Here is an 18,626-nt window from a genome sequence, read left to right on the forward strand (position 1 = left end):
AATGATCAAACGCAATCTGCTGGTGATGGGCCTTGCGGTCCTGTTGAGCGCCTGCGGTTTCCAGCTGCGCGGCACCGGCACCACCGAACTGGCGATTACGGAAATCGACCTGAGCGCCCGCAACGCCTACGGCGAAACCGTGGTGATGCTGCGTCAGGCGCTGGAAAGCAGTGGCGTCAAGGTCTACGCCGGCGCACCTTACAAATTGGTGCTGACCAATGAGCAGAACAACCAGCGCGTCCTCAGTTACACAGGCGGTGGCGGTACCGGCGAATATGAACTGATCACCGTGTTGAACTACGACATTCGTGGGGCACATAACCTGCCGCTGATGAGCGACAAGCTCGAAGTGCAGAAGACCTACGTTCACGACGGCAACAACCTGTTGGGTTCGGATCAGGAAGCGAGCGGCGCGCGCAACGAAAGCCGTCGCGAGCTGGTTCAACGCATGATGCTGCGCCTGCAACAGATCACCCCGGCGCAACTGGACCAACTGCAACAGACCGCAGAAGCCAAGGCCAAGGCCGAAGCCCAGGCGCTGGAAGCCGCACAGAAGGCTGAAGCGAATACTCCGCGCCAGTCGCCTGTCCAGATCCCTCAGCAGTAAAACTTTCGGGGCGTTCCGGCGCCCCGTTTGGCCTCTCTTATGAAACTTGCCCCCGCCCAACTCGGTAAACACCTGCAAGGTGCCCTCGCGCCGGTCTATATCATCAGTGGCGATGACCCGCTGCTGTGCCAGGAAGCGGCCGATGCCATTCGCGCGGCCGCGCGCCAACAGGGCTTCGACGAACGTCAGGTCTTCGCCGCCGACGCCAGTTTCGACTGGGGAACGTTGTTGCAGGCGGGGGCAAGCATGTCCCTGTTTGCCGAAAAACGCCTGCTGGAACTGCGCCTGCCGTCCGGCAAACCCGGCGACAAAGGCGCCGCCGCGTTCATCGAGTACTGCTCACGCCCGGCCGAAGACACGATATTGCTGATCAGCCTGCCCAAGCTCGACGCCAGTGCGCAGAAAACCAAGTGGGGCAAGGCGCTGATCGAAGGTCAGCAGACTCAGTTCGTGCAGATCTGGCCGGTGGATGCCAACCAGTTGCCAAGCTGGATCCGCCAGCGCCTGTCTCAGGCAGGGTTGTCGGCCAGCCAGGACGCGGTCGAACTGATTGCAGCCCGCGTCGAGGGCAACCTGCTCGCCGCCGCGCAAGAAATCGAAAAGCTCAAATTGATGGCCGAAAGTGGGCAGATCACAGTCGAAACCGTACAGGCTGCCGTAGCCGACAGTGCACGTTTCGACGTATTTGGCCTGACCGATGCCATCCTCAACGGTGAAGCGGCCCACGCGCTACGCATGCTGGAAGGGCTGCGCGGTGAAGGTGTCGAACCACCGGTGATTCTCTGGGCGCTGGCCCGGGAACTGCGCCTGCTGGCTAACCTGTCGCTGCAATACAGTCAGGGCGTGCCGCTGGATAAGGCGTTCAGCTCGGCCCGACCGCCGATCTGGGACAAGCGCAAGCCGCTGATGAGCAAGGCGCTGCAACGCTACTCGGCGCAACGCTGGGCACAATTGCTGCTGGAGGCGCAACGGATCGACGCACAGATCAAAGGGCAGGCAGCCGGTTCGCCGTGGATGAGCCTCAGTCGATTGTCGCTGTTGATGGCCGGTCAGCGCCTGACTTTGCCTTCCGAGTAAACACTCCCCTGTGATCAGCGAAAGGTCCTACACAATGTGGGGACTAGACAGAACCACAACTTCGGCCGATGATTTGCCCCGCAAAATCCCCTCACTTGCGAGAAATCATCATGAGTAAAAAGCCATCAACGCATGGCCCCAACAAGGCCAAATCCATCATCGCCCAGCCACTGTTCCGCAGCCGTCAGGAACGAGCCGGCAAGGGCAAAGGCAGCTACCGCCGCGAAGCCTTCCAGTCTAATAGCTGGGAGGCTTCTTACTTTCTGGCTGCGTAAAGCAGAACACCCCTTCTACATGTTAAGGTCTGCACTTGAATCGATTGCCCTGGACTTGTGCATGCCCCTTTGTCTTTCCCGTCGTTGGCCCGTTCGCCAACTGATAGCTGCCTCCAGCCTCATTTTGCTTGTCGCCTGCGCGGAAAAACCGACTGCCGCCGACGCCCAGCCGCTCAAAACCCTTCCTGTCGCGACAGCTCCTGCGGTCTATCCGCCCGCGGTGCCGACGGGTGAAACCCCCGACATCCAGCCCACCCAGTCGTTCGCCGAATGGCAAGCGGGTTTCCGCAAAGACGCACTGGCCGCCGGTATCCGCGCCGATCTGTTCGACCGCGCCTTTGCCGATGTCAGCTTCGACCCCAGCGTGATCCGTGCCGATCGCAGCCAGCCGGAATTTTCCCGCCCGGTGTGGGAATACCTCGATGGCGCCGTTTCTCCACTGCGAGTACGTAAAGGCCAAGCGCTGATCAGCGAAAACGCCACCATCCTGCAAAGCATCGAACAGCGTTATGGCGTCGACCGCCAGGCACTGGTGTCGGTGTGGGGCATGGAGAGTAACTTCGGCCAATTCCAGGGCAGCAAGTCGGTCATCAACTCGCTGGCGACCCTGGCGTACGAAGGCCGGCGCCCGGGCTTTGCGCACGATCAACTGATCGCCGCCCTGCAAATTCTGCAACAAGGCGACATCACACCCGAGAAAATGCTCGGTTCCTGGGCCGGCGCCATGGGCCAGACCCAGTTCATCCCGACCACTTACAACACCCACGCCGTGGATTTCGACGGCGATGGCCGCCGCGACATCTGGGACAGCCCCGCCGACGCATTGGCCTCGACTGCGCACTACTTGCAAAGCTCCGGCTGGCAGAAAGGCCAGCCGTGGGGCTTTGAAGTACGACTGCCAAGCAGTTTCAACTACGTTTTGGCCGATGGCACGATTCGCAAAAGCGTCGCCGAGTGGCAGCAGCTGGGCGTTTCACTGCCCCCAGGGGCTCAGGTTCCGCCAGGCTCGGAACACCTCTCCGCTGCCCTGTTGCTGCCAGCCGGTTATCGTGGCCCTGCGTTCCTGGTCCTCGACAACTTCCGCGCGATTCTCAAGTACAACAACTCTTCGTCTTATGCGTTGGCCGTGAGTTTGTTGTCCGAACGCTTCGACGGTGCAGGACTGATCAGCGGCAGCTGGCCCAAAGATGATTTGCCGTTGAGCCGCACCGAGCGCATGGAACTGCAAAGCCTGCTGAGTGCCCAGAACTACGACGCGGGCATCCCTGACGGAATCATTGGCGCCAACACGCGCAAGGCGATTCGCAGTGCACAACAGTCGTTTGGCTGGCCGGCGGATGGGTATCCGACGCACAAGTTGCTGGAAGGACTGCGTAGCCGCTAAAAAGCATCGCGGGCAAGCCTCGCTCCCACAGATTTTGTGTCGTTTACAGATCCAGTGTGGGAGCGGGCTTGCCCTAATGCCGATCAGTTAAGGCATTGAACGCCGCAATCCTTGTGGGAGCGAGCCTGCTCGCGATGACGGTGGCACAGTCAACATTTGCGTTGCCTGACNNNCGCGGTGGCACAGTCAACATTTGCGTTGCCTGACAATCCGCCATCGCGAGCAGGCTCGCTCCCACAGGTTTTGCGCCTTAACTGATCGGCATTAGGGCTTGCCCGCGATAGCTGACTATCAGACGCTAAAGGGCTTACCGCCTGACCACCACATCCTGCTCCAACACCAACTCCTTCTTCCCCGCATCCAATCGAACCAACGCCCCCATCGGCAACGTCAGGTTCGGATCACAATGACCACTACGCCACCCGGCCAGTACCGGTATCCGTAACGGCTCGAAGGTCTGTTTTAGCAATTGCTCCAGCGCTGCTGCATCGACCCCTGCCACATCCCCCACCAAAACCCCACGAAGCTTGCCCAGCGCGCCAGCCAGCCGCAGATGGGTCAGTAGCCGGTCAATGCGATACAGCGGCTCGTTGACGTCCTCGATCAGCAGGATGACGCCCTCGGCGTCCAGCTCGTACGGCGTGCCCATGGTCGCGGCAATCATCGACAGGTTGCCACCCAGCAAACGCCCGTGAGCGATACCGGGCTCGATCGTGGTCAACGGCCAGGCTACCGGGTGCGAAAGTACGCTGCCGGCCTTCACCTGCCCTCTGAGCATGTTGAAAAACGACGACTCGGTAGGCTTCTGCTTGTCGCCCAGCAAATCGGCATTGAGCAGCGGGCCATGAAAGGTCACAAAACCGGCATAACGGCTGATCGCCAAGTGCAGCGCCGTGATGTCGCTGTAGCCGATGAACGGTTTGGCGCTGTTTTGCAGCAGTTCGAAATCAATTCGGTCGAGCAAACGCGGTGTGCCGTAACCGCCACGCAGGCAGATAATCGCATCGACTTCTGTGTCAGCGAACGCCGCGTGCAGATCATTGAGCCGCACCTCGTCACTACCGGCCAGATACCCATCCTGTTCATACACCCCGGGAAACACCCGCAACGCATAGCCGCGAGCGCGCATCCAGGCGATAGCTTTGTCAGTGTCCAGCCCGGCGGGACCGGCGGGTGCAATCACGCCGATCAGCCCTTCCGACGGCAAGGCCGGAACAGGTTTATGCGGATACAGCGTGTGGGTCGGTCGAACGGTCATCCATGAATCTCCCTGCGCGAAAATCTTCAGCACACAGTAGTCAGGAACGGGGACAAACAGAAGAGGGTCAGTCGCCCGCAGGTTGCAGGAAAAAACACTGGCTGGCGTAGGCCAGGCAAAAAAACGCCCGCAAGGCCTGAAAAGCCATGCGGGCGCCTTTTATGTCACCGCCAAATTACAAGGACGATATCAGCTCAGCTTTGACCAACTTCGCCTGCTCATCGGCATGGTACGAGGAGCGTACCAACGGGCCGGACGCGACGTTCTTGAAGCCCATCTTGTAACCTTCCTCGGCAAACCAGGCGAAGGTGTCCGGGTGCACAAAACGCTGCACCGGCAAGTGGCTGCGGGACGGTTGCAGGTACTGGCCCAGGGTCAGCATGTCGATGTCATGTTCGCGCATGCGCTTCATGACTTCGATGACTTCTTCGTCGGTTTCGCCCAGGCCCAGCATCAGGCCGGACTTGGTCGGAATGTGCGGCATCATCTGCTTGAAGCGCTGCAGAAGGGTCAGCGACCACTGGTAATCCGAACCCGGACGCGCAGCCTTGTACAGGCGCGGCACGGTTTCCAGGTTGTGGTTGAACACATCTGGTGGCTCGGCAGCGGTGATTTCCAGCGCCACGTCCATACGGCCACGGTAATCCGGGACCAGGGTTTCGAGCTGTACGTTCGGCGACAGCTTGCGGATCTCGCGGATGCAGTCGGCAAAGTGCTGGGCACCGCCGTCACGCAGGTCGTCGCGGTCTACCGAGGTGATCACTACGTATTTGAGCTTCAGGTCGGCGATGGCGATGGCCAGGCTTTCTGGCTCGTTGACGTCCAGTGGTTTCGGACGGCCGTGGCCGACGTCGCAGAACGGGCAGCGACGGGTGCAGATGTCGCCCATGATCATGAACGTCGCGGTGCCGCCGGAGAAACACTCGCCCAGGTTCGGGCAGGACGCTTCCTCGCACACGCTGTGCAACTTGTGTTTGCGCAGCAGGGCCTTGATGCGGTCGACTTCCGGCGAAACCGGGATGCGCACGCGAATCCAGTCGGGTTTCTTCGGCAGTTCGGTGGTCGGAATGATCTTCACCGGGATACGTGCAACCTTCTCGGCGCCGCGCAGCTTGACGCCGGCTTCAACCTTGGCACGCGGGGCCGGACGCTCGGTAACATCAAGCGTCGGGATCATGGTTTGCACTGCATCAGTAGTCATATCAGTCGATTCCGCCCGTTAGGGTCGTCTGCTCAGCATAGTCGAGGTGTTTGACGAGCTGCGCGCGCAGCCGGGCACTTACCTCGGCAAATTCAATCGATCCTGCGTGATCGCTCAGCTGGGTCATCGCCAGCCCGGCGTATCCGCAGGGATTAATCCGTCGAAACGGTTCCAGGTCCATGTCCACGTTCAGGGCCAAGCCATGAAAGGAACAACCATGGCGGATCCGCAGACCCAGGGAAGCGATTTTCGCCCCGTTGACGTAGACACCCGGCGCGTCCGGCTTGGCGGCGGCAGTGACGCCGTAACTTGCCAACAGTTCGATCAGGCAGAGTTCCATGCGGGTGACCAGGTCACGCACGCCAAACCCCAGCTTGCGCACATCCAGCAGCAGATAAGCCACCAGTTGGCCAGGCCCGTGATAGGTTACCTGACCTCCACGGTCGACCTGTACCACCGGAATATCCCCCGGCAGCAACAGGTGCTCGGCCTTACCGGCTTGCCCTTGGGTGAACACCGGCGGGTGCTCGACCAGCCAGATCTCGTCGGCGGCGTCGGTGCCGCGTTCGTTGGTGAAGCGTTGCATGGCGTGCCAGACCGGCTCGTAAGCCATCTGGCCGAGCTCACGAAAGCCCAGCGTGCCAGACATCACAACACCATGTGCACGAAGCCGGTAGCCCGCAGTTCGCTGTTGATGTTGTACAGCTGGTCCTGGTCGGTGGCGACGATGTGTAATTGGATGGTGGTGTATTTGCCGTTGCTGCTTTGGCGCTCGTCAACACGCTCATCGTTGATGGTGGCGTGTTTTCTGACGATATTGATGATCTTGTCCTTGTTACCCACGCCCGTGTCGCTGATCACCTTAACCGGGTAATCAGTGGCAGGGAATTCGATCTTTGGTGCCTTTACTTCGGTATCGGTCATGGCGTAACGGCCTCGTAAGCGTAAGCCGTGGCGACAACAAAGCCCCGCGCCGGATCAGCACGGGGCCTTGCAGGAGCACACTATCAGTTGAACATGCTGTAGAAGAATAGACGGATGCTATCCCACATACGGCGGAAGATACCACCCTCCTCGACAGCGTCCAGGGCGATCAGGTCGGCGCTGTGCACCACCTTGTCTTCCAGCTTCACTTCGACTTTACCGATCACGTCGCCCTTGGCGATTGGCGCAATCAGCTGCGGGTTCATGGTCATGCTGGCAGCGAGCTTTTTCAGCTGGCCTTTTGGCAGGGTCATGGTCAGGTCTTCAGCCAGGCCGGCCTTGACTTGATTGGTCGCGCCTTTCCAGACAGGGGCCTGAGCCAGCTCGGCGCCTTTCTGATAGAAGGTCTGGGTTTCGAAGAAGCGGAAACCGTAAGTCAGCAGCTTCTGGGTTTCGGCGGCGCGAGCCACTTCGCTGCTCGTGCCGAACACCACGGCGATCAGACGCATGCCATCACGTACAGCCGAAGACACCATGCAGTAGCCGGCTTCGTCGGTGTGACCGGTTTTCAGACCATCGACGGTCTTGTCGCGCCACAGCAACAGGTTGCGGTTAGGTTGCTTGATGCCGTTCCAGAAGAACTCTTTCTGCGAGTAGATCGCGTAGTGAGCCGGGTCTTCGTGGATGATTGCGCGAGCCAGTACGGCCATGTCATGAGCCGACGAATAGTGCTCCGGGTTCGGCAGACCGGTCGGGTTCATGAAGTGGGTGTTGGTCATGCCCAGATCGGCCACGGTTTTGTTCATCACGTCGGCGAAGGCGTCTTCGCTGCCGGCGATGTGCTCGGAGAGCGCAACACTGGCGTCGTTACCCGACTGAATGATGATGCCGTGCAGCAGGTCGCTGACAGTCACCTGCGAGCCCACCTTGATGAACATCCGCGAACCGCCGGTACGCCAGGCATTTTCGCTGACGGTCACCGGGTCGTTTTCGCCGATCTGGCCACGACGGATTTCCAGGGTCGCGATGTACGCGGTCATCAGCTTGGTCAGGCTGGCTGGCGGCAGACGCTGGTCACCATTGTTCTCGACCAGCACGTTGCCGCTGCTGGCATCCATGAGCACGTAGGCTTTGGCGGCCAGTTGTGGTGGAGCTGGCATCACCTCGAGCGCGAACGCAGCCGGTGAGAGGAGCAGCGGGACTAACAGGAACAGGCGTTTGGCAAAGGTGGTGATGTTCATCCGTCTCTCGAAATCGCTAATGGAAACTGCCCAGGGGCAAAACTAATCAGACAGCTTTCTAACGAGCTGTCGCGTGTTCAGTTGTTCACTCAGAACCCTTGCCGGGCTTTTGTTCTTTAACGAGCCAACAACCAGGTTCACCCCCTTAAACCGCAAGTGAACCGTCAATCAAGTACTACGTATTACTCGGCGGTGACCACGCTCGGCGAACCGAGATTAGCCATGCGCACGCTGTTCTGCACTTGCTGGATTTCACCCGGAGAGCCTATCGGCCCCAGGCGCACCCGATGCAGTGTCTGTTGGTTGCGCACGATCGAGCTGATGAACACCGGGGCGCTCACCATCCCGCTGAGCTTCGATCTCAGGAGTTCTGCAGCGTCCGGGTTGGCGAACGCGCCCACCTGCAGATACTGGCCAGAGGCTGGTACAGAAGCGTTTTTTTTTGCATCCAGCTGAACAGGCACGACGGCCGCAGCGTGTTGCTGCGCCGGAGGCGTCCATTGCTCGACGGTACCGGCCGAAGCCGTAATCACCGGGGCGCTATTTTGCGCGACTTTCGGCTCGTTGAGCATCAAAGGCGCTGGGCGGCCTTTTTGGGCCCACCACTGTTGCGGGTCGATACCCTCGACCTTGACCCGCGCCGTGCCGGTTTCGGCATAACCGAGCTTTTTGGCGGCGGCATAGGACAAGTCGATGATACGGTCCGAATAAAACGGCCCACGGTCGTTGACCCGCAGGATCACGCTCTTGTTGTTGTCCAGGTTGGTCACCCGGACGTAACTCGGCAGTGGCAACGTCTTGTGCGCGGCACTCATGCCATACAGGTCGTAGACCTCGCCATTGGCGGTGTTCTGGCCGTGGAACTTGGTGCCATACCAGGACGCCGTGCCCGAGGCGACGTAAGTCTTGGATTCTTGCAGCGGGAAGTAGGTCTTGCCCAGAACCGTGTACGGGTTGGCCTTATAAGGGCCGGAGTGCAGGGTCGGCGTGGCATCCGGGATGCGTGATACGTCGACATCCCACCACGGCGCGCCATCTTTGTGGGCGCGGTTGATGTCCAGCCCCGGCGCCGGGCGCACGGCAGTGGACGAGGATTTCTGAGCGGGTGCGCGACTGGTCGAGCAACTGGCGAGCAGCACCGCCAACGCGGCGAAAGCCATGAACTTCAGGGGTTTATTCATAGGCAATGCCCGCATTACTTGACGCCCCGTGCTTGGACCAGCTGTTCAGACAGTTGATGTACGGCCATGGCGTACATCACGCTGCGGTTATAACGCGTGATCGCATAAAAATTCTGCAGGCCCATCCAGTATTCGGGGCCATTGTCACCTTCCAGGCGGAAAGCCGTAACCGGCATATCATCGCGCAGCGCATCATGACTTGACCACCCCAGAGCCCGCAACTCCCCTGCGGTTTTAGTCGGCTCGATGCCTGTGGTCAAACCGTCGTCCACCTGCTCGCCACGGACATCGGCGCGGCTGACCACCGGTTCGCCGGCGACCCAACCGTGACGCTTGAAGTAACTGGCGACACTACCAATGGCATCGTCGGGATTGGTCCAGATATTAATGTGACCGTCACCGTCGAAGTCCACCGCATACGCGCGAAAACTGCTCGGCATGAACTGCGGCAATCCCATGGCACCTGCGTAGGAGCCCTTGAGGGTCAACGGATCGACCTGCTCTTCCCGGGCCAGCAGCAAGAACTCACGCAATTCCTTACGGAAGAATTCAGCGCGGGGAGGATAGTCGAAGCCCAGGGTCGACAATGCGTCGATCACCCGGTAATTGCCGGTATTGCGGCCGAAAAAGGTTTCTACGCCAATGATCGAGACGATCACCTGCGCCGGCACACCGTATTCCTGCTCGGCACGCGCCAGCACCGCTTCGTGCTGACGCCAGAAGTCCACACCACGGGCGATACGCGCATCGGTGATGAACATCGGGCGGTATTCGTTCCATTGTTTGACCCGTTCGGCGGGTTTCGAGATCGCGTCCAGGATCGACTGCTTGCGCTCGGCTTCGCGGAACACGCCCATCAGCTGTTCACCGGCGAAACCGTAATCGCGGGTCATTTCACCGACGAATTCAGCCACCTGGGGTGAGCCTTCGTACTCGCCGGCCAACGCGTGCTGCGTTGTGCCAAGGATGCTTACCAGGCCGACCCATGGCGCGTATCGAGTCACCCAGCCACGCATTACTTGCATTGAAATCTTCACCTTATTCAAACCTGTGCGATCCACTTACGATGGGTATGGATCGACATCAAAACCCCAAACGCTGACAGCAGCGTTACCAGCGAAGTTCCTCCGTAGCTAATGAACGGCAACGGCACCCCCACCACCGGCAACAGGCCACTGACCATACCGATGTTGACGAAAACATAAACAAAAAACGTCATGGTCAAACTGCCCGCGAGCAATTTGCCGAACAATGTCTGGGCCTGAGCAGTAATCACCAGCCCGCGACCGATCAACAGCAGGTAAATCAACAGCAACGCGCAAATGCCGACCAGACCGAACTCTTCGCCCAATACCGCAATAATGAAGTCGGTATGGCTTTCCGGCAGGAAGTCCAGGTGCGACTGGGTGCCCAGCAGCCAGCCCTTGCCAAACACACCACCGGAACCGATGGCGGCTTTCGACTGAATGATGTTCCAGCCAGTCCCCAACGGATCGCTCTCCGGGTCGAGGAACGTCAGGATTCGCTGCTTCTGATAGTCATGCATGATGAAAAACCACATCGCCACGGCCACCGGCACGGCAGCCGCCAGCACGCTGATGATCCAGCGCCAGCGCAAGCCCCCCATGAACAAGACGAACGCGCCACCCGCGAGGATCAGTAGCGATGTCCCCAGGTCCGGCTGACGCACGATCAAGATAAATGGCAAGCCAATCAGAAACAGACTGACCGCAACGTGCTTAAGCTGCGGCGGCAAGGTGCGCTTGGACAAATACCAGGCGATGGTCGCCGGCATCAGGATCTTCATGAATTCCGAGGGCTGGAAGCGGATCACGCCGGGGATGTTGATCCAGCGCGTGGCGCCCATGGCGTTGTGGCCCATGACGTCCACCACCACCAGCAACAGCACACCGAGCACATAACCGACCGGCACCCACCGCGCCATGAAACGCGGCTCGAACTGCGCGATGACGACCATCGACACCAGGCCAATACCAAACGAAGTGGCTTGCTTGGCCAGCAGGTCCCAGCTCTTGCCGCTGGCCGAATACAGCACGAACAGGCTGCCGGCTGCGAGGGTCAGCAACAAAATGAGCAACGGCCCATCGATGTGCAGGCGTTGCAACAGCGTCGCGCGGCGACGCATCACATCTTCGCTTGAGAGCATGCGATCAAAATTATTCATCATGGGCCGTAACCTCCGCACTGATAGGGCTGGCGTACTCGGCTTTGAGATGGCCGTCCTGGTCCAGGAGCCAGGCATCCATGATTTGACGCACCACTGGCGCGGCGACCCCGGAACCGGACTCGCCGTTCTCGACCATCACCGACACCACGATTTGCGGGTTGTCGGCCGGCGCAAAGCCGACAAACAAGGCGTGGTCGCGGTGACGTTCCTGAACCTTGGAGCGGTCGTACTTCTCGCCCTGCTTGATCGCGACCACCTGGGCCGTACCACTTTTCCCGGCGATCCGGTATTGCGCGCCAATCGAGGCCTTGCGCGCCGTACCGCGAGCGCCGTGCATCACCTGTTGCATACCGTGGTTGACCTTGGTCCAGTCCGACGGATCGCGCAGAACGATATTCGGCATCGGATTTTCATCCTTGGGCTTCTCACCTTCGACCGTCTTGGCCAGGTGCGGACGGTTCCACACACCTTTGTTGGCCACCAGTGCCGTGGCCTGGGCCAGTTGCAGCGGCGTGGACTGCATATAGCCCTGACCGATCCCCAGGATCAGGGTTTCGCCCGGGAACCAGGCCTGGCGACGGGTCGCACGTTTCCACTCGCGGGACGGCATCAGGCCCGGCGATTCTTCGAACATGTCCAGCGAGACCTTTTGGCCGATGCCGAATTTGCCCAGATACGCCGACAAACGATCGATCCCCAGCTTGTGAGCCAAGTCATAGAAGTAGGTGTCGTTGGACCGCATGATCGCCGTGTCCAGATCCACGTAACCATCGCCGGTACGGTTCCAGTTACGGTATTTGTGATCGTAATTGGGCAGTTGGTAGTAACCGGGGTCGAACACGCGGGTCGACGCGGTGACCACACCCGAATCCAGGCCGGCAATCGCCACCGCCGGCTTGATGGTCGAACCCGGTGGGTACAGACCACGCAGCACGCGGTTGAACAGCGGCCGGTCGATGGAGTCGCGCAGTTCGGAATAGGCCTTGGAACTGATGCCCGTGACGAACAGGTTCGGGTCGAAACTCGGCTGGCTGACCATCGCCAGCACCTCGCCGGTTTTCGGGTCCAGCGCCACGACGGCACCACGACGACCGCCCAGTGCCGCTTCGGCCGCTTCCTGCAATTTGATGTCCAGGCTCAGGACGATGTCCTTGCCGGAAATCGGTTCGGTACGCTTGAGCACACGCAATACGCGGCCCCGAGCGTTGGTTTCGACTTCTTCGTAACCGACCTGACCGTGCAATTCCGGCTCGTAGAAACGTTCGATGCCGGTTTTGCCAATTTGATGGGTGCCGCTGTAACTCACAGGATCCAGTGACTTGAGCTCTTTCTCGTTGATTCGCCCCATGTAACCCACCGAGTGCGCAAAGTGCGCGCCCTGCGGATAGTGACGAACCAGCTGCGCGACCACTTCCACGCCCGGCAGGCGGAACTGGTTCACGGCGATCCGGGCGATCTGTTCTTCGGTCAGCTCGAACAGAATTGGCACCGGCTCGAATGGCCGACGCCCCTGACGCATGCGTTTCTCGAAGATCACCCGGTCCTCGGGTGTCAGCTCCAGCACTTCGACAATCACGTCGAGCACTTGCTGCCAGTCGCCGGAGCGCTCGCGGGTCATGCTCAGGCTGAAGCTGGGCCGGTTATCTGCCACCACCACGCCATTACGGTCGAAGATCAGCCCACGGGTGGGTGGAATCGGCTGCACATGGACCCGGTTGTTTTCCGACAGGGTCGAGTGGTACTCGTACTGGATCACCTGCAGGAAATACAACCGCGCAATCAGCACACAAATCAGCGCTACTACCGCAATTGCACCGAACACGACGCGACCACGCACCAGACGGGCGTCTTTTTCGTGGTCCTTGATACGGATCGGCTGAGACATGAGGGCAGAACTACTTGTGGTAAGGGTGGCCGGACAAGACTGTCCAGGCACGATACAGCTGTTCGCCGATCAGGATTCGCACCAGCGGGTGCGGCAACGTCAACGGCGACAATGACCAGCGCTGATCGGCTCGGGCACAGACTTCCGGCGCCAGCCCTTCGGGGCCGCCGACCATGAAATTCACCGTGCGCGAGTCCAGGCGCCAGCGATCGAGTTCGACCGCCAACTGCTCAGTGCTCCAGGGCTTGCCGTGGACTTCGAGGGTGACAACACGCTCATTCGGCCCGACCTTGGCCAGCATGGCTTCGCCTTCCTGACGGATGAAGCGCGCCACGTCGGCGTTCTTGCCACGGGTATTGAGCGGTATTTCCACCAGTTCCAGCGCCAGCTCGGACGGAAGACGCTTGGCATATTCATGCCAGCCTTCTTCCACCCACTTGGGCATCCGTGAACCGACGGCGATCAGTCGCAGTCGCACAGCGGGCCCTTATTGCTGGTCTTTGTTGAGCTTGATGAAATGCTCGTGGGTATTTTCCGGGCTGTGGTGAGCCGCGTTCAGGGCACGGCTCTGTTCAGCGCCGGACCACAGACGCTCCAGGTCGTAGAACTGGCGAGCCGAGGCGGTCATCATGTGCACGATGACATCATCCATGTCCAGCAGAACCCAGTCGCTGTCGCCCTTGCCTTCTTCACCCAATGGCTTGACGCCCTGGGCTTTGACGGCTTCGCGAACCTTGTCCAGCATCGCGCCGATCTGGCGGTTGGACGTACCGGTAGCGATGATCATGAAGTCAGTGATGCTCTGCTTTTCACGAACGTCGATCACCTGAATGTCCTGGGCCTTGACGTCTTCCAGGGCCGCAACGGCAACCTTGACCAGTTCTTCACCGGCCAGCTCCGGGCCGGTCGGTGCTACTACTGGCAGTGGGGCGCTTTTGAATGTGCCTTTGCGCTTTACTTTAGTTACGTCTTTGTTCGTCATATAAAACTCGTTTTGCTCGTATGTTCGGGGGCTTCGATACACGTGTTCACGTGCCTTGAAGCGCGCCTCTTTTCAGTTCGACGCACGGTAAAGTCCGTGCGCATCGATGTAGGCCAGGACCGCGTCGGGCACCAGGAAACGTACCGACTTACCGCTGGCCAGCAGTTGACGGATCTGGGTGGCGGATACCGCGAGCGGTGTCTGCCAGACGAATGCAATCTGTCCGCTCGGCCCTTTGAGGGCCAGCGGGTCGCTCACCGAGCGCGCTGCCAGCAGGTTGCGCAAGGCATCCGGCGGTTCGCTGTCGGCATCCGGGCGTTGCAGCACCAGGATGTGGCAATGCTGGAGCAACTCTTCCCAGCGGTGCCAAGTGGGCAGGCCGCAAAATGCGTCCCAGCCCAAAAGTAGAAAAACCTGGGTCTGGGCGGCCAGTTCGGCGCGCATCAGCTCCAGGGTATCGATAGTGTAGGACGGTTTGTCCCGCTGCAATTCGCGGGCGTCCACCACCAACGGCGCCACACCGGCCACCGCGCATTCGACCATCGCCAGGCGGTCTTTGGCCGACACCTGCGGCGTACCACGATGCGGCGGTCTGGCACTGGGTGTCAGACGCAACTCATCGAGCGCCAGCGATTCGGCGACTTCCAGCGCACCGCGCAGATGGCCGATGTGCACCGGATCGAACGTACCGCCCAGCATGCCAACCCGGCGAGGTTGAGGCTCGCTTGCGGTGGCTGGGACTGTCGGGTCGAGGTCGCCCAAGTCAGACCGACGCCTGGCCGCGCAACTGGCCATCACCGACCACGATGTACTTCTCGCAGGTCAAACCTTCGAGACCCACCGGGCCGCGGGCGTGCAGCTTATCAGTAGAAATGCCAATCTCGGCACCCAATCCGTATTCGAAGCCATCGGCGAAGCACGTCGGGGTGTTGATCATCACCGACGACGAATCGACCTGCGCGACAAAACGCCGTGTGTCAGCGAGGTTTTCGCTGACGATCGAGTCGGTGTGATGGGAGCCGTGCTTATTAATATGCTCGATCGCCTGGTCCAGCCCGTCGACTACGCGGATCGACAAAATCGGCGCCAGGTATTCGGTAGTCCAGTCTTCTTCGGTGGCCGCTACAGCATCGATAATCGCCCGCGTGCGCTCGCAACCACGCAGCTCGACGCCTTTTTCGCGGAACTGGGCAGCCATCGATGGCAGGAAATCTTTGGCAACGGCTTGATCCACCAGCAGCGTTTCCATGGCGCCGCAGATGCCATAACGGTACGTCTTGGCGTTGAACGCGATGCGCTGGGCTTTCGCCAGATCGGCATGTTCACTCACGTAAACGTGGCAGATGCCGTCCAGGTGTTTGATCACCGGCACGCGGGCGTCACGGCTGACGCGTTCAATCAGGCCACGGCCACCACGGGGCACGATGACGTCGACGTATTCCGGCATGGTGATCAGTGCGCCAACGGCGGCACGATCGGTGGTTTCGACCACTTGAACCACGGCGGCTGGCAGTTCGGCTTCGGCCAGACCGCGCTGGATGCAGGCGGCGATGGCGCGATTGGAATGGATCGCTTCGGAGCCGCCACGCAGAATGGTTGCATTGCCAGACTTGAGGCACAGGCTGGCGGCATCGATGGTCACGTTGGGACGGGATTCGTAGATGATCCCGATCACGCCCAGCGGCACGCGCATTTTACCGACCTGAATGCCCGACGGGCGGAAGCTCATGTCGCGAATAGCGCCGACCGGGTCCGGCAATGCGGCCACCTGGCGCAGGCCGACGATCATGCCGTCGATGCGTTCCGGGGTCAGCGCCAGACGCTCCAGCAGGGCCGGCTCAAGACCATTGGCGCGACCAGCGGCCAAATCCAGTTCGTTGGCCGCCGTCAACTCGGCGCGTGCAGCGTCCAGCGCATTGGCAGCAGCCTGCAAGGCGCGGTTTTTCTGCGCGGTGCTGGCGCAGCCGATGACGCGAGAAGCTTCGCGGGCAGCGCGACCCAGGCGGGTCATGTAGTCAAGAACGGACTCAGTCATTGTCTGCGGTGGTCTTGGCAAAGAGGAAAGCGGCAGATTATAGCTGTCGCGACTCCCGACTAACAGCGGTGACGGGCGGATGGTCGAAATCGAGGGCAATTTGCCGACGTTCAGCCGTGATTAAGCTGCAAATTGTTATCATCACCGCTCTATAAGCCCTGATAAACGCCGCTCATCATGTCCAACCTGACTGTTCGAGCGTCCGCTACTAGCCTGCCCACCGGGCTTGCGGACGCGTTTTTCGACCGTGACGCGCAAACGCTGGCCCGGGATCTACTCGGCAAAGTCATTCGCCACCGGGTCGGCGACCTGTGGCTCAGCGCCCGGATTATCGAAACCGAAGCCTATTATTTCGAGGAAAAAGGCAGCCACGCCTCCCTCGGCTACACAGAAAAACGTAAGGCTTTGTTTCTGGATGGCGGGCACATCTATATGTATTACGCCCGTGGCGGTGATTCGCTGAACTTCAGTGCCAAAGGCCCCGGCAACGCGGTGCTGATCAAATCAGCCTATCCATGGGTGGATGAACTGAGCGGCCCAGCGAGCCTGGCGCAAATGCTGTTGAACAATCCTGACGCCCAAGGCCGCCCTCGCCCCTCGCAAAAGCTGTGTGCCGGGCAGACCCTGTTGTGCAAGGCCCTGGGTTTGAAGGTGCCGGTCTGGGACGCCAAGCGTTTCGATCATGAAGTGCTTCTCGTGGAAGACATCGGCCCGGCGCCCGCCCACATCATCCAGACCACCCGCTTGGGCATCCCCCATGGCCGTGATGAACACTTGATGTACCGCTTTGTCGATGCGGCTTACGCGCCGTATTGCACGCGTAACCCGCTGCGACGGGGGCAGATCGAAGGTCGCGATTATTTTTTGTTGCCTTGAAGATTGATATCTCCTGTGGGAGCGAGCCTGCTCGCGATAGCGGAGTATCAGGCGACATCCATGTCGACTGACAGCCTGCTTTCGCGAGCAGGCTCGCTCCCACAAGGGATCTGTAGTTTTTTGAAGATTGCGGTCGTCCCTCATGGGACCAATGAACATTTATGGAGTTGTTTTTATGGGCCCATGGCTCGATAGCGTCACCGGTTGGTTGACGGTCAACCCGCAATGGCTGGCTGCGGCGGTGTTTATAGTGGCCTTTGTGGAGTGCCTGGCGATTGCCGGGCTGATCGTGCCCGGCACGGTGTTGCTGTTTGCCGTGGCGGTCCTGGCCGGCAGTGGCGCGCTGTCGTTGAGTGAAACGCTGCTGCTGGGGTTCGTTGCCGGGGTGCTGGGTGACGTCATTTCGTACTTCGTCGGACGGCATTTCCACCAGAACATCCGACGCCTGCCCGGCTTACGCCATCACCCGGAATGGATTGCCGGCGCCGAGGCGTATTTCCAGCGTTATGGCATCGCCAGCCTGCTGGTCGGACGCTTTATCGGACCGCTGCGCCCGATGTTGCCGATGGTTGCCGGGATGTTCGATATGCCATTCCCGCGATTTTTCGCCGTCAGCCTGCTGGCTGCCGCTGGCTGGAGTGTCGCGTATCTGCTGCCCGGCTGGGCGACGGGTGCGGCGATTCGTTTGCCGTTGCCGGAAGGTTTCTGGCCTGAGGCGGGAGTCGTCGCTGGTGCTATTGCCGTCATGGTTGGTTTGAGCGTCACCAGCAGCCTGCGCCGCCATCGCAAGGCGACGATGCTGATTGCCGGGATGAGCCTTCTGATTCTGGCGGGACTGTTTATCGGCTATCCGCACCTGACCGCGCTTGATCAGGGCTTAATGACGTTGGTGCAAGAACACCGCAGCCCGATGCTCGATGAAGTGGCCGTGGTCTTTACGCTGATTGGCGAGTTTCGCAACATGCTGCTGTTCAGCGCACTGCTGACCGGCCTGCTGCTGATCACGCGACAATGGCGGCAGGCAATTTTTGCCGGTAGTACCCTGCTCGTCACCGCCCTCGGCAACACCTTCACCAAGCAATTTTTCGCCCGCGTGCGCCCGGAAGTACTGAGCGATCCACTGACCAGTTACAGCATGCCCAGCGGCCATGCCTCGGGGGCATTCGCGCTGTTCCTGACCCTCGCCGTGCTGGCGGGCCGAGGACAACCACCGCGGATGCGCCTGACCTGGTTGCTGCTGGGCTGCTTGCCCGCGCTGGCGATTGCGCTATCGCGGGTGTACCTGGGCGCACATTGGCCGACAGATGTATTGGCCGGCGCTATGTTGGCCGCCTGTGTTTGTGCGGTGTGCCTGTGGCTGAGTCAGCGCCAGACACCGCTCAACGCCATGCCACCCAAGGTCTGGTGGCTGGTGTTGCCGGCGCTGATGGCGTTGTTTGGGTTCTTTGCGTTGCGGCATTTGCCACACGCGATGTTGCGGTATGCGTATTGACGTGCGACTTATCGGCCGCA

At 60.3% G+C, this 18,626-nt stretch carries 19 protein-coding genes; 6 read left to right on the forward strand and 13 right to left on the reverse strand.

Translation table 11 applies throughout. The features are described 5' to 3' along the window. The first annotated feature begins 1 nt into the window (after nucleotide 1). The 4 genes from AC1DWM_RS02050 to AC1DWM_RS02065 all read left to right on the forward strand — a co-directional run bounded on the left by AC1DWM_RS02050 (nucleotide 2) and on the right by AC1DWM_RS02065 (nucleotide 3,343). Nucleotides 2-607, forward strand: coding sequence for an LPS-assembly lipoprotein LptE (locus AC1DWM_RS02050; RefSeq protein WP_223521977.1), 606 nt, complete (start codon nucleotides 2-4; stop codon nucleotides 605-607). A gap of 39 nt (nucleotides 608-646) precedes the next feature. Continuing rightward, the gene (holA, locus tag AC1DWM_RS02055; protein ID WP_223521975.1) at nucleotides 647-1,684 is read left to right on the forward strand and encodes a DNA polymerase III subunit delta; all 1,038 of its coding nucleotides are present in this window, start codon (nucleotides 647-649) and stop codon (nucleotides 1,682-1,684) included. A gap of 110 nt (nucleotides 1,685-1,794) precedes the next feature. Next, entirely contained in the window at nucleotides 1,795-1,959 is a 165-nt protein-coding gene (arfA, locus tag AC1DWM_RS02060; RefSeq protein WP_007946659.1) for an alternative ribosome rescue factor ArfA, read from the forward strand. A gap of 61 nt (nucleotides 1,960-2,020) precedes the next feature. After that, entirely contained in the window at nucleotides 2,021-3,343 is a 1,323-nt protein-coding gene (locus AC1DWM_RS02065) for a lytic murein transglycosylase (protein WP_223521973.1), read from the forward strand. 307 nt (nucleotides 3,344-3,650) lie between these two features. Here AC1DWM_RS02065 and AC1DWM_RS02070 read toward each other — a convergent pair whose 3' ends face one another. From AC1DWM_RS02070 to AC1DWM_RS02130, 13 genes are all read right to left on the reverse strand, one after another. Continuing rightward, nucleotides 3,651-4,601, reverse strand: coding sequence for a S66 peptidase family protein (locus AC1DWM_RS02070; protein WP_477794532.1), 951 nt, complete (start codon nucleotides 4,599-4,601; stop codon nucleotides 3,651-3,653). Between the two features lie 175 nt (nucleotides 4,602-4,776). Further along, nucleotides 4,777-5,802 carry a lipoyl synthase gene (gene lipA / locus AC1DWM_RS02075; protein ID WP_008035102.1) on the reverse strand — a complete coding sequence of 342 codons (1,026 nt, stop codon included), beginning with the start codon at nucleotides 5,800-5,802 and terminating at the stop codon, nucleotides 4,777-4,779. A 1-nt stretch (nucleotide 5,803) separates the two neighbouring features. Further along, a complete protein-coding gene (gene lipB, locus AC1DWM_RS02080) occupies nucleotides 5,804-6,451 on the reverse strand; it encodes a lipoyl(octanoyl) transferase LipB (protein ID WP_452628269.1) in 648 nt (215 codons plus the stop codon). Continuing rightward, nucleotides 6,451-6,726 (reverse strand): DUF493 domain-containing protein, encoded by a 276-nt coding sequence (locus AC1DWM_RS02085; protein ID WP_223521967.1) that lies wholly within the window; start codon nucleotides 6,724-6,726, stop codon nucleotides 6,451-6,453. The genes lipB and AC1DWM_RS02085 overlap by 1 nt, the downstream gene beginning before the upstream one ends. A gap of 83 nt (nucleotides 6,727-6,809) precedes the next feature. After that, entirely contained in the window at nucleotides 6,810-7,967 is a 1,158-nt protein-coding gene (locus AC1DWM_RS02090; protein ID WP_223521965.1) for a D-alanyl-D-alanine carboxypeptidase family protein, read from the reverse strand. Nucleotides 7,968-8,149: 182 nt separating this feature from the next. Then, nucleotides 8,150-9,163 (reverse strand): septal ring lytic transglycosylase RlpA family protein, encoded by a 1,014-nt coding sequence (locus AC1DWM_RS02095; protein ID WP_223521964.1) that lies wholly within the window; start codon nucleotides 9,161-9,163, stop codon nucleotides 8,150-8,152. Beyond that, complete coding sequence (gene mltB, locus AC1DWM_RS02100; RefSeq protein ID WP_223521963.1) at nucleotides 9,163-10,173, reverse strand: lytic murein transglycosylase B; 1,011 nt, start codon at nucleotides 10,171-10,173, stop codon at nucleotides 9,163-9,165. Before mltB ends, AC1DWM_RS02095 begins: the two co-directional genes overlap by 1 nt. Before the next feature lie 17 nt (nucleotides 10,174-10,190). After that, nucleotides 10,191-11,294: a rod shape-determining protein RodA gene (gene rodA, locus AC1DWM_RS02105; RefSeq protein ID WP_223522044.1), complete on the reverse strand. Its 1,104-nt coding sequence runs from the start codon at nucleotides 11,292-11,294 to the stop codon at nucleotides 10,191-10,193. Between the two features lie 31 nt (nucleotides 11,295-11,325). Next, the gene (gene mrdA / locus AC1DWM_RS02110) at nucleotides 11,326-13,221 is read right to left on the reverse strand and encodes a penicillin-binding protein 2 (protein WP_223521961.1); all 1,896 of its coding nucleotides are present in this window, start codon (nucleotides 13,219-13,221) and stop codon (nucleotides 11,326-11,328) included. Nucleotides 13,222-13,231: 10 nt separating this feature from the next. Further along, complete coding sequence (gene rlmH / locus AC1DWM_RS02115; protein WP_007937439.1) at nucleotides 13,232-13,699, reverse strand: 23S rRNA (pseudouridine(1915)-N(3))-methyltransferase RlmH; 468 nt, start codon at nucleotides 13,697-13,699, stop codon at nucleotides 13,232-13,234. 9 nt (nucleotides 13,700-13,708) lie between these two features. Further along, nucleotides 13,709-14,203, reverse strand: a complete 495-nt coding sequence (gene rsfS / locus AC1DWM_RS02120; RefSeq protein ID WP_223521957.1) for a ribosome silencing factor — start codon at nucleotides 14,201-14,203, stop codon at nucleotides 13,709-13,711. A 72-nt stretch (nucleotides 14,204-14,275) separates the two neighbouring features. Next, on the reverse strand, nucleotides 14,276-14,965 hold the full coding sequence (gene nadD / locus AC1DWM_RS02125) for a nicotinate-nucleotide adenylyltransferase (protein ID WP_477794533.1): 690 nt from the start codon (nucleotides 14,963-14,965) through the stop codon (nucleotides 14,276-14,278). A 1-nt stretch (nucleotide 14,966) separates the two neighbouring features. Continuing rightward, a complete protein-coding gene (locus AC1DWM_RS02130) occupies nucleotides 14,967-16,238 on the reverse strand; it encodes a glutamate-5-semialdehyde dehydrogenase (protein WP_223521955.1) in 1,272 nt (423 codons plus the stop codon). 177 nt (nucleotides 16,239-16,415) lie between these two features. Here AC1DWM_RS02130 and AC1DWM_RS02135 point away from each other — a divergent pair, with 177 nt between their 5' ends. Further along, nucleotides 16,416-17,114: a DNA-3-methyladenine glycosylase gene (locus AC1DWM_RS02135; protein WP_223521954.1), complete on the forward strand. Its 699-nt coding sequence runs from the start codon at nucleotides 16,416-16,418 to the stop codon at nucleotides 17,112-17,114. A gap of 175 nt (nucleotides 17,115-17,289) precedes the next feature. After that, nucleotides 17,290-18,606, forward strand: a complete 1,317-nt coding sequence (locus AC1DWM_RS02140) for a bifunctional DedA family/phosphatase PAP2 family protein (protein WP_223521953.1) — start codon at nucleotides 17,290-17,292, stop codon at nucleotides 18,604-18,606. The last annotated feature ends 20 nt before the right edge of the window (nucleotides 18,607-18,626 follow it).

This window comes from Pseudomonas sp. P4_C8 (assembly GCF_056401975.1).

What these genes read in the sequence shown, in the direction of transcription:
- AC1DWM_RS02050 (WP_223521977.1), top strand. Translation starts at nt 2, where the DNA reads ATGATCAAACGCAATCTGCTGGTGATGGGCCTTGCGGTCCTGTTGAGC.
- holA (WP_223521975.1), top strand. Translation starts at nt 647, where the DNA reads ATGAAACTTGCCCCCGCCCAACTCGGTAAACACCTGCAAGGTGCCCTC.
- arfA (WP_007946659.1), top strand. Translation starts at nt 1,795, where the DNA reads ATGAGTAAAAAGCCATCAACGCATGGCCCCAACAAGGCCAAATCCATC.
- AC1DWM_RS02065 (WP_223521973.1), top strand. Translation starts at nt 2,021, where the DNA reads ATGCCCCTTTGTCTTTCCCGTCGTTGGCCCGTTCGCCAACTGATAGCT.
- AC1DWM_RS02070 (WP_477794532.1), bottom strand. Translation starts at nt 4,601, where the DNA reads ATGACCGTTCGACCGACCCACACGCTGTATCCGCATAAACCTGTTCCG.
- lipA (WP_008035102.1), bottom strand. Translation starts at nt 5,802, where the DNA reads ATGACTACTGATGCAGTGCAAACCATGATCCCGACGCTTGATGTTACC.
- lipB (WP_452628269.1), bottom strand. Translation starts at nt 6,451, where the DNA reads ATGTCTGGCACGCTGGGCTTTCGTGAGCTCGGCCAGATGGCTTACGAG.
- AC1DWM_RS02085 (WP_223521967.1), bottom strand. Translation starts at nt 6,726, where the DNA reads ATGACCGATACCGAAGTAAAGGCACCAAAGATCGAATTCCCTGCCACT.
- AC1DWM_RS02090 (WP_223521965.1), bottom strand. Translation starts at nt 7,967, where the DNA reads ATGAACATCACCACCTTTGCCAAACGCCTGTTCCTGTTAGTCCCGCTG.
- AC1DWM_RS02095 (WP_223521964.1), bottom strand. Translation starts at nt 9,163, where the DNA reads ATGCGGGCATTGCCTATGAATAAACCCCTGAAGTTCATGGCTTTCGCC.
- mltB (WP_223521963.1), bottom strand. Translation starts at nt 10,173, where the DNA reads ATGCAAGTAATGCGTGGCTGGGTGACTCGATACGCGCCATGGGTCGGC.
- rodA (WP_223522044.1), bottom strand. Translation starts at nt 11,294, where the DNA reads ATGCGTCGCCGCGCGACGCTGTTGCAACGCCTGCACATCGATGGGCCG.
- mrdA (WP_223521961.1), bottom strand. Translation starts at nt 13,221, where the DNA reads ATGTCTCAGCCGATCCGTATCAAGGACCACGAAAAAGACGCCCGTCTG.
- rsfS (WP_223521957.1), bottom strand. Translation starts at nt 14,203, where the DNA reads ATGACGAACAAAGACGTAACTAAAGTAAAGCGCAAAGGCACATTCAAA.
- AC1DWM_RS02130 (WP_223521955.1), bottom strand. Translation starts at nt 16,238, where the DNA reads ATGACTGAGTCCGTTCTTGACTACATGACCCGCCTGGGTCGCGCTGCC.
- AC1DWM_RS02135 (WP_223521954.1), top strand. Translation starts at nt 16,416, where the DNA reads ATGTCCAACCTGACTGTTCGAGCGTCCGCTACTAGCCTGCCCACCGGG.
- AC1DWM_RS02140 (WP_223521953.1), top strand. Translation starts at nt 17,290, where the DNA reads ATGGGCCCATGGCTCGATAGCGTCACCGGTTGGTTGACGGTCAACCCG.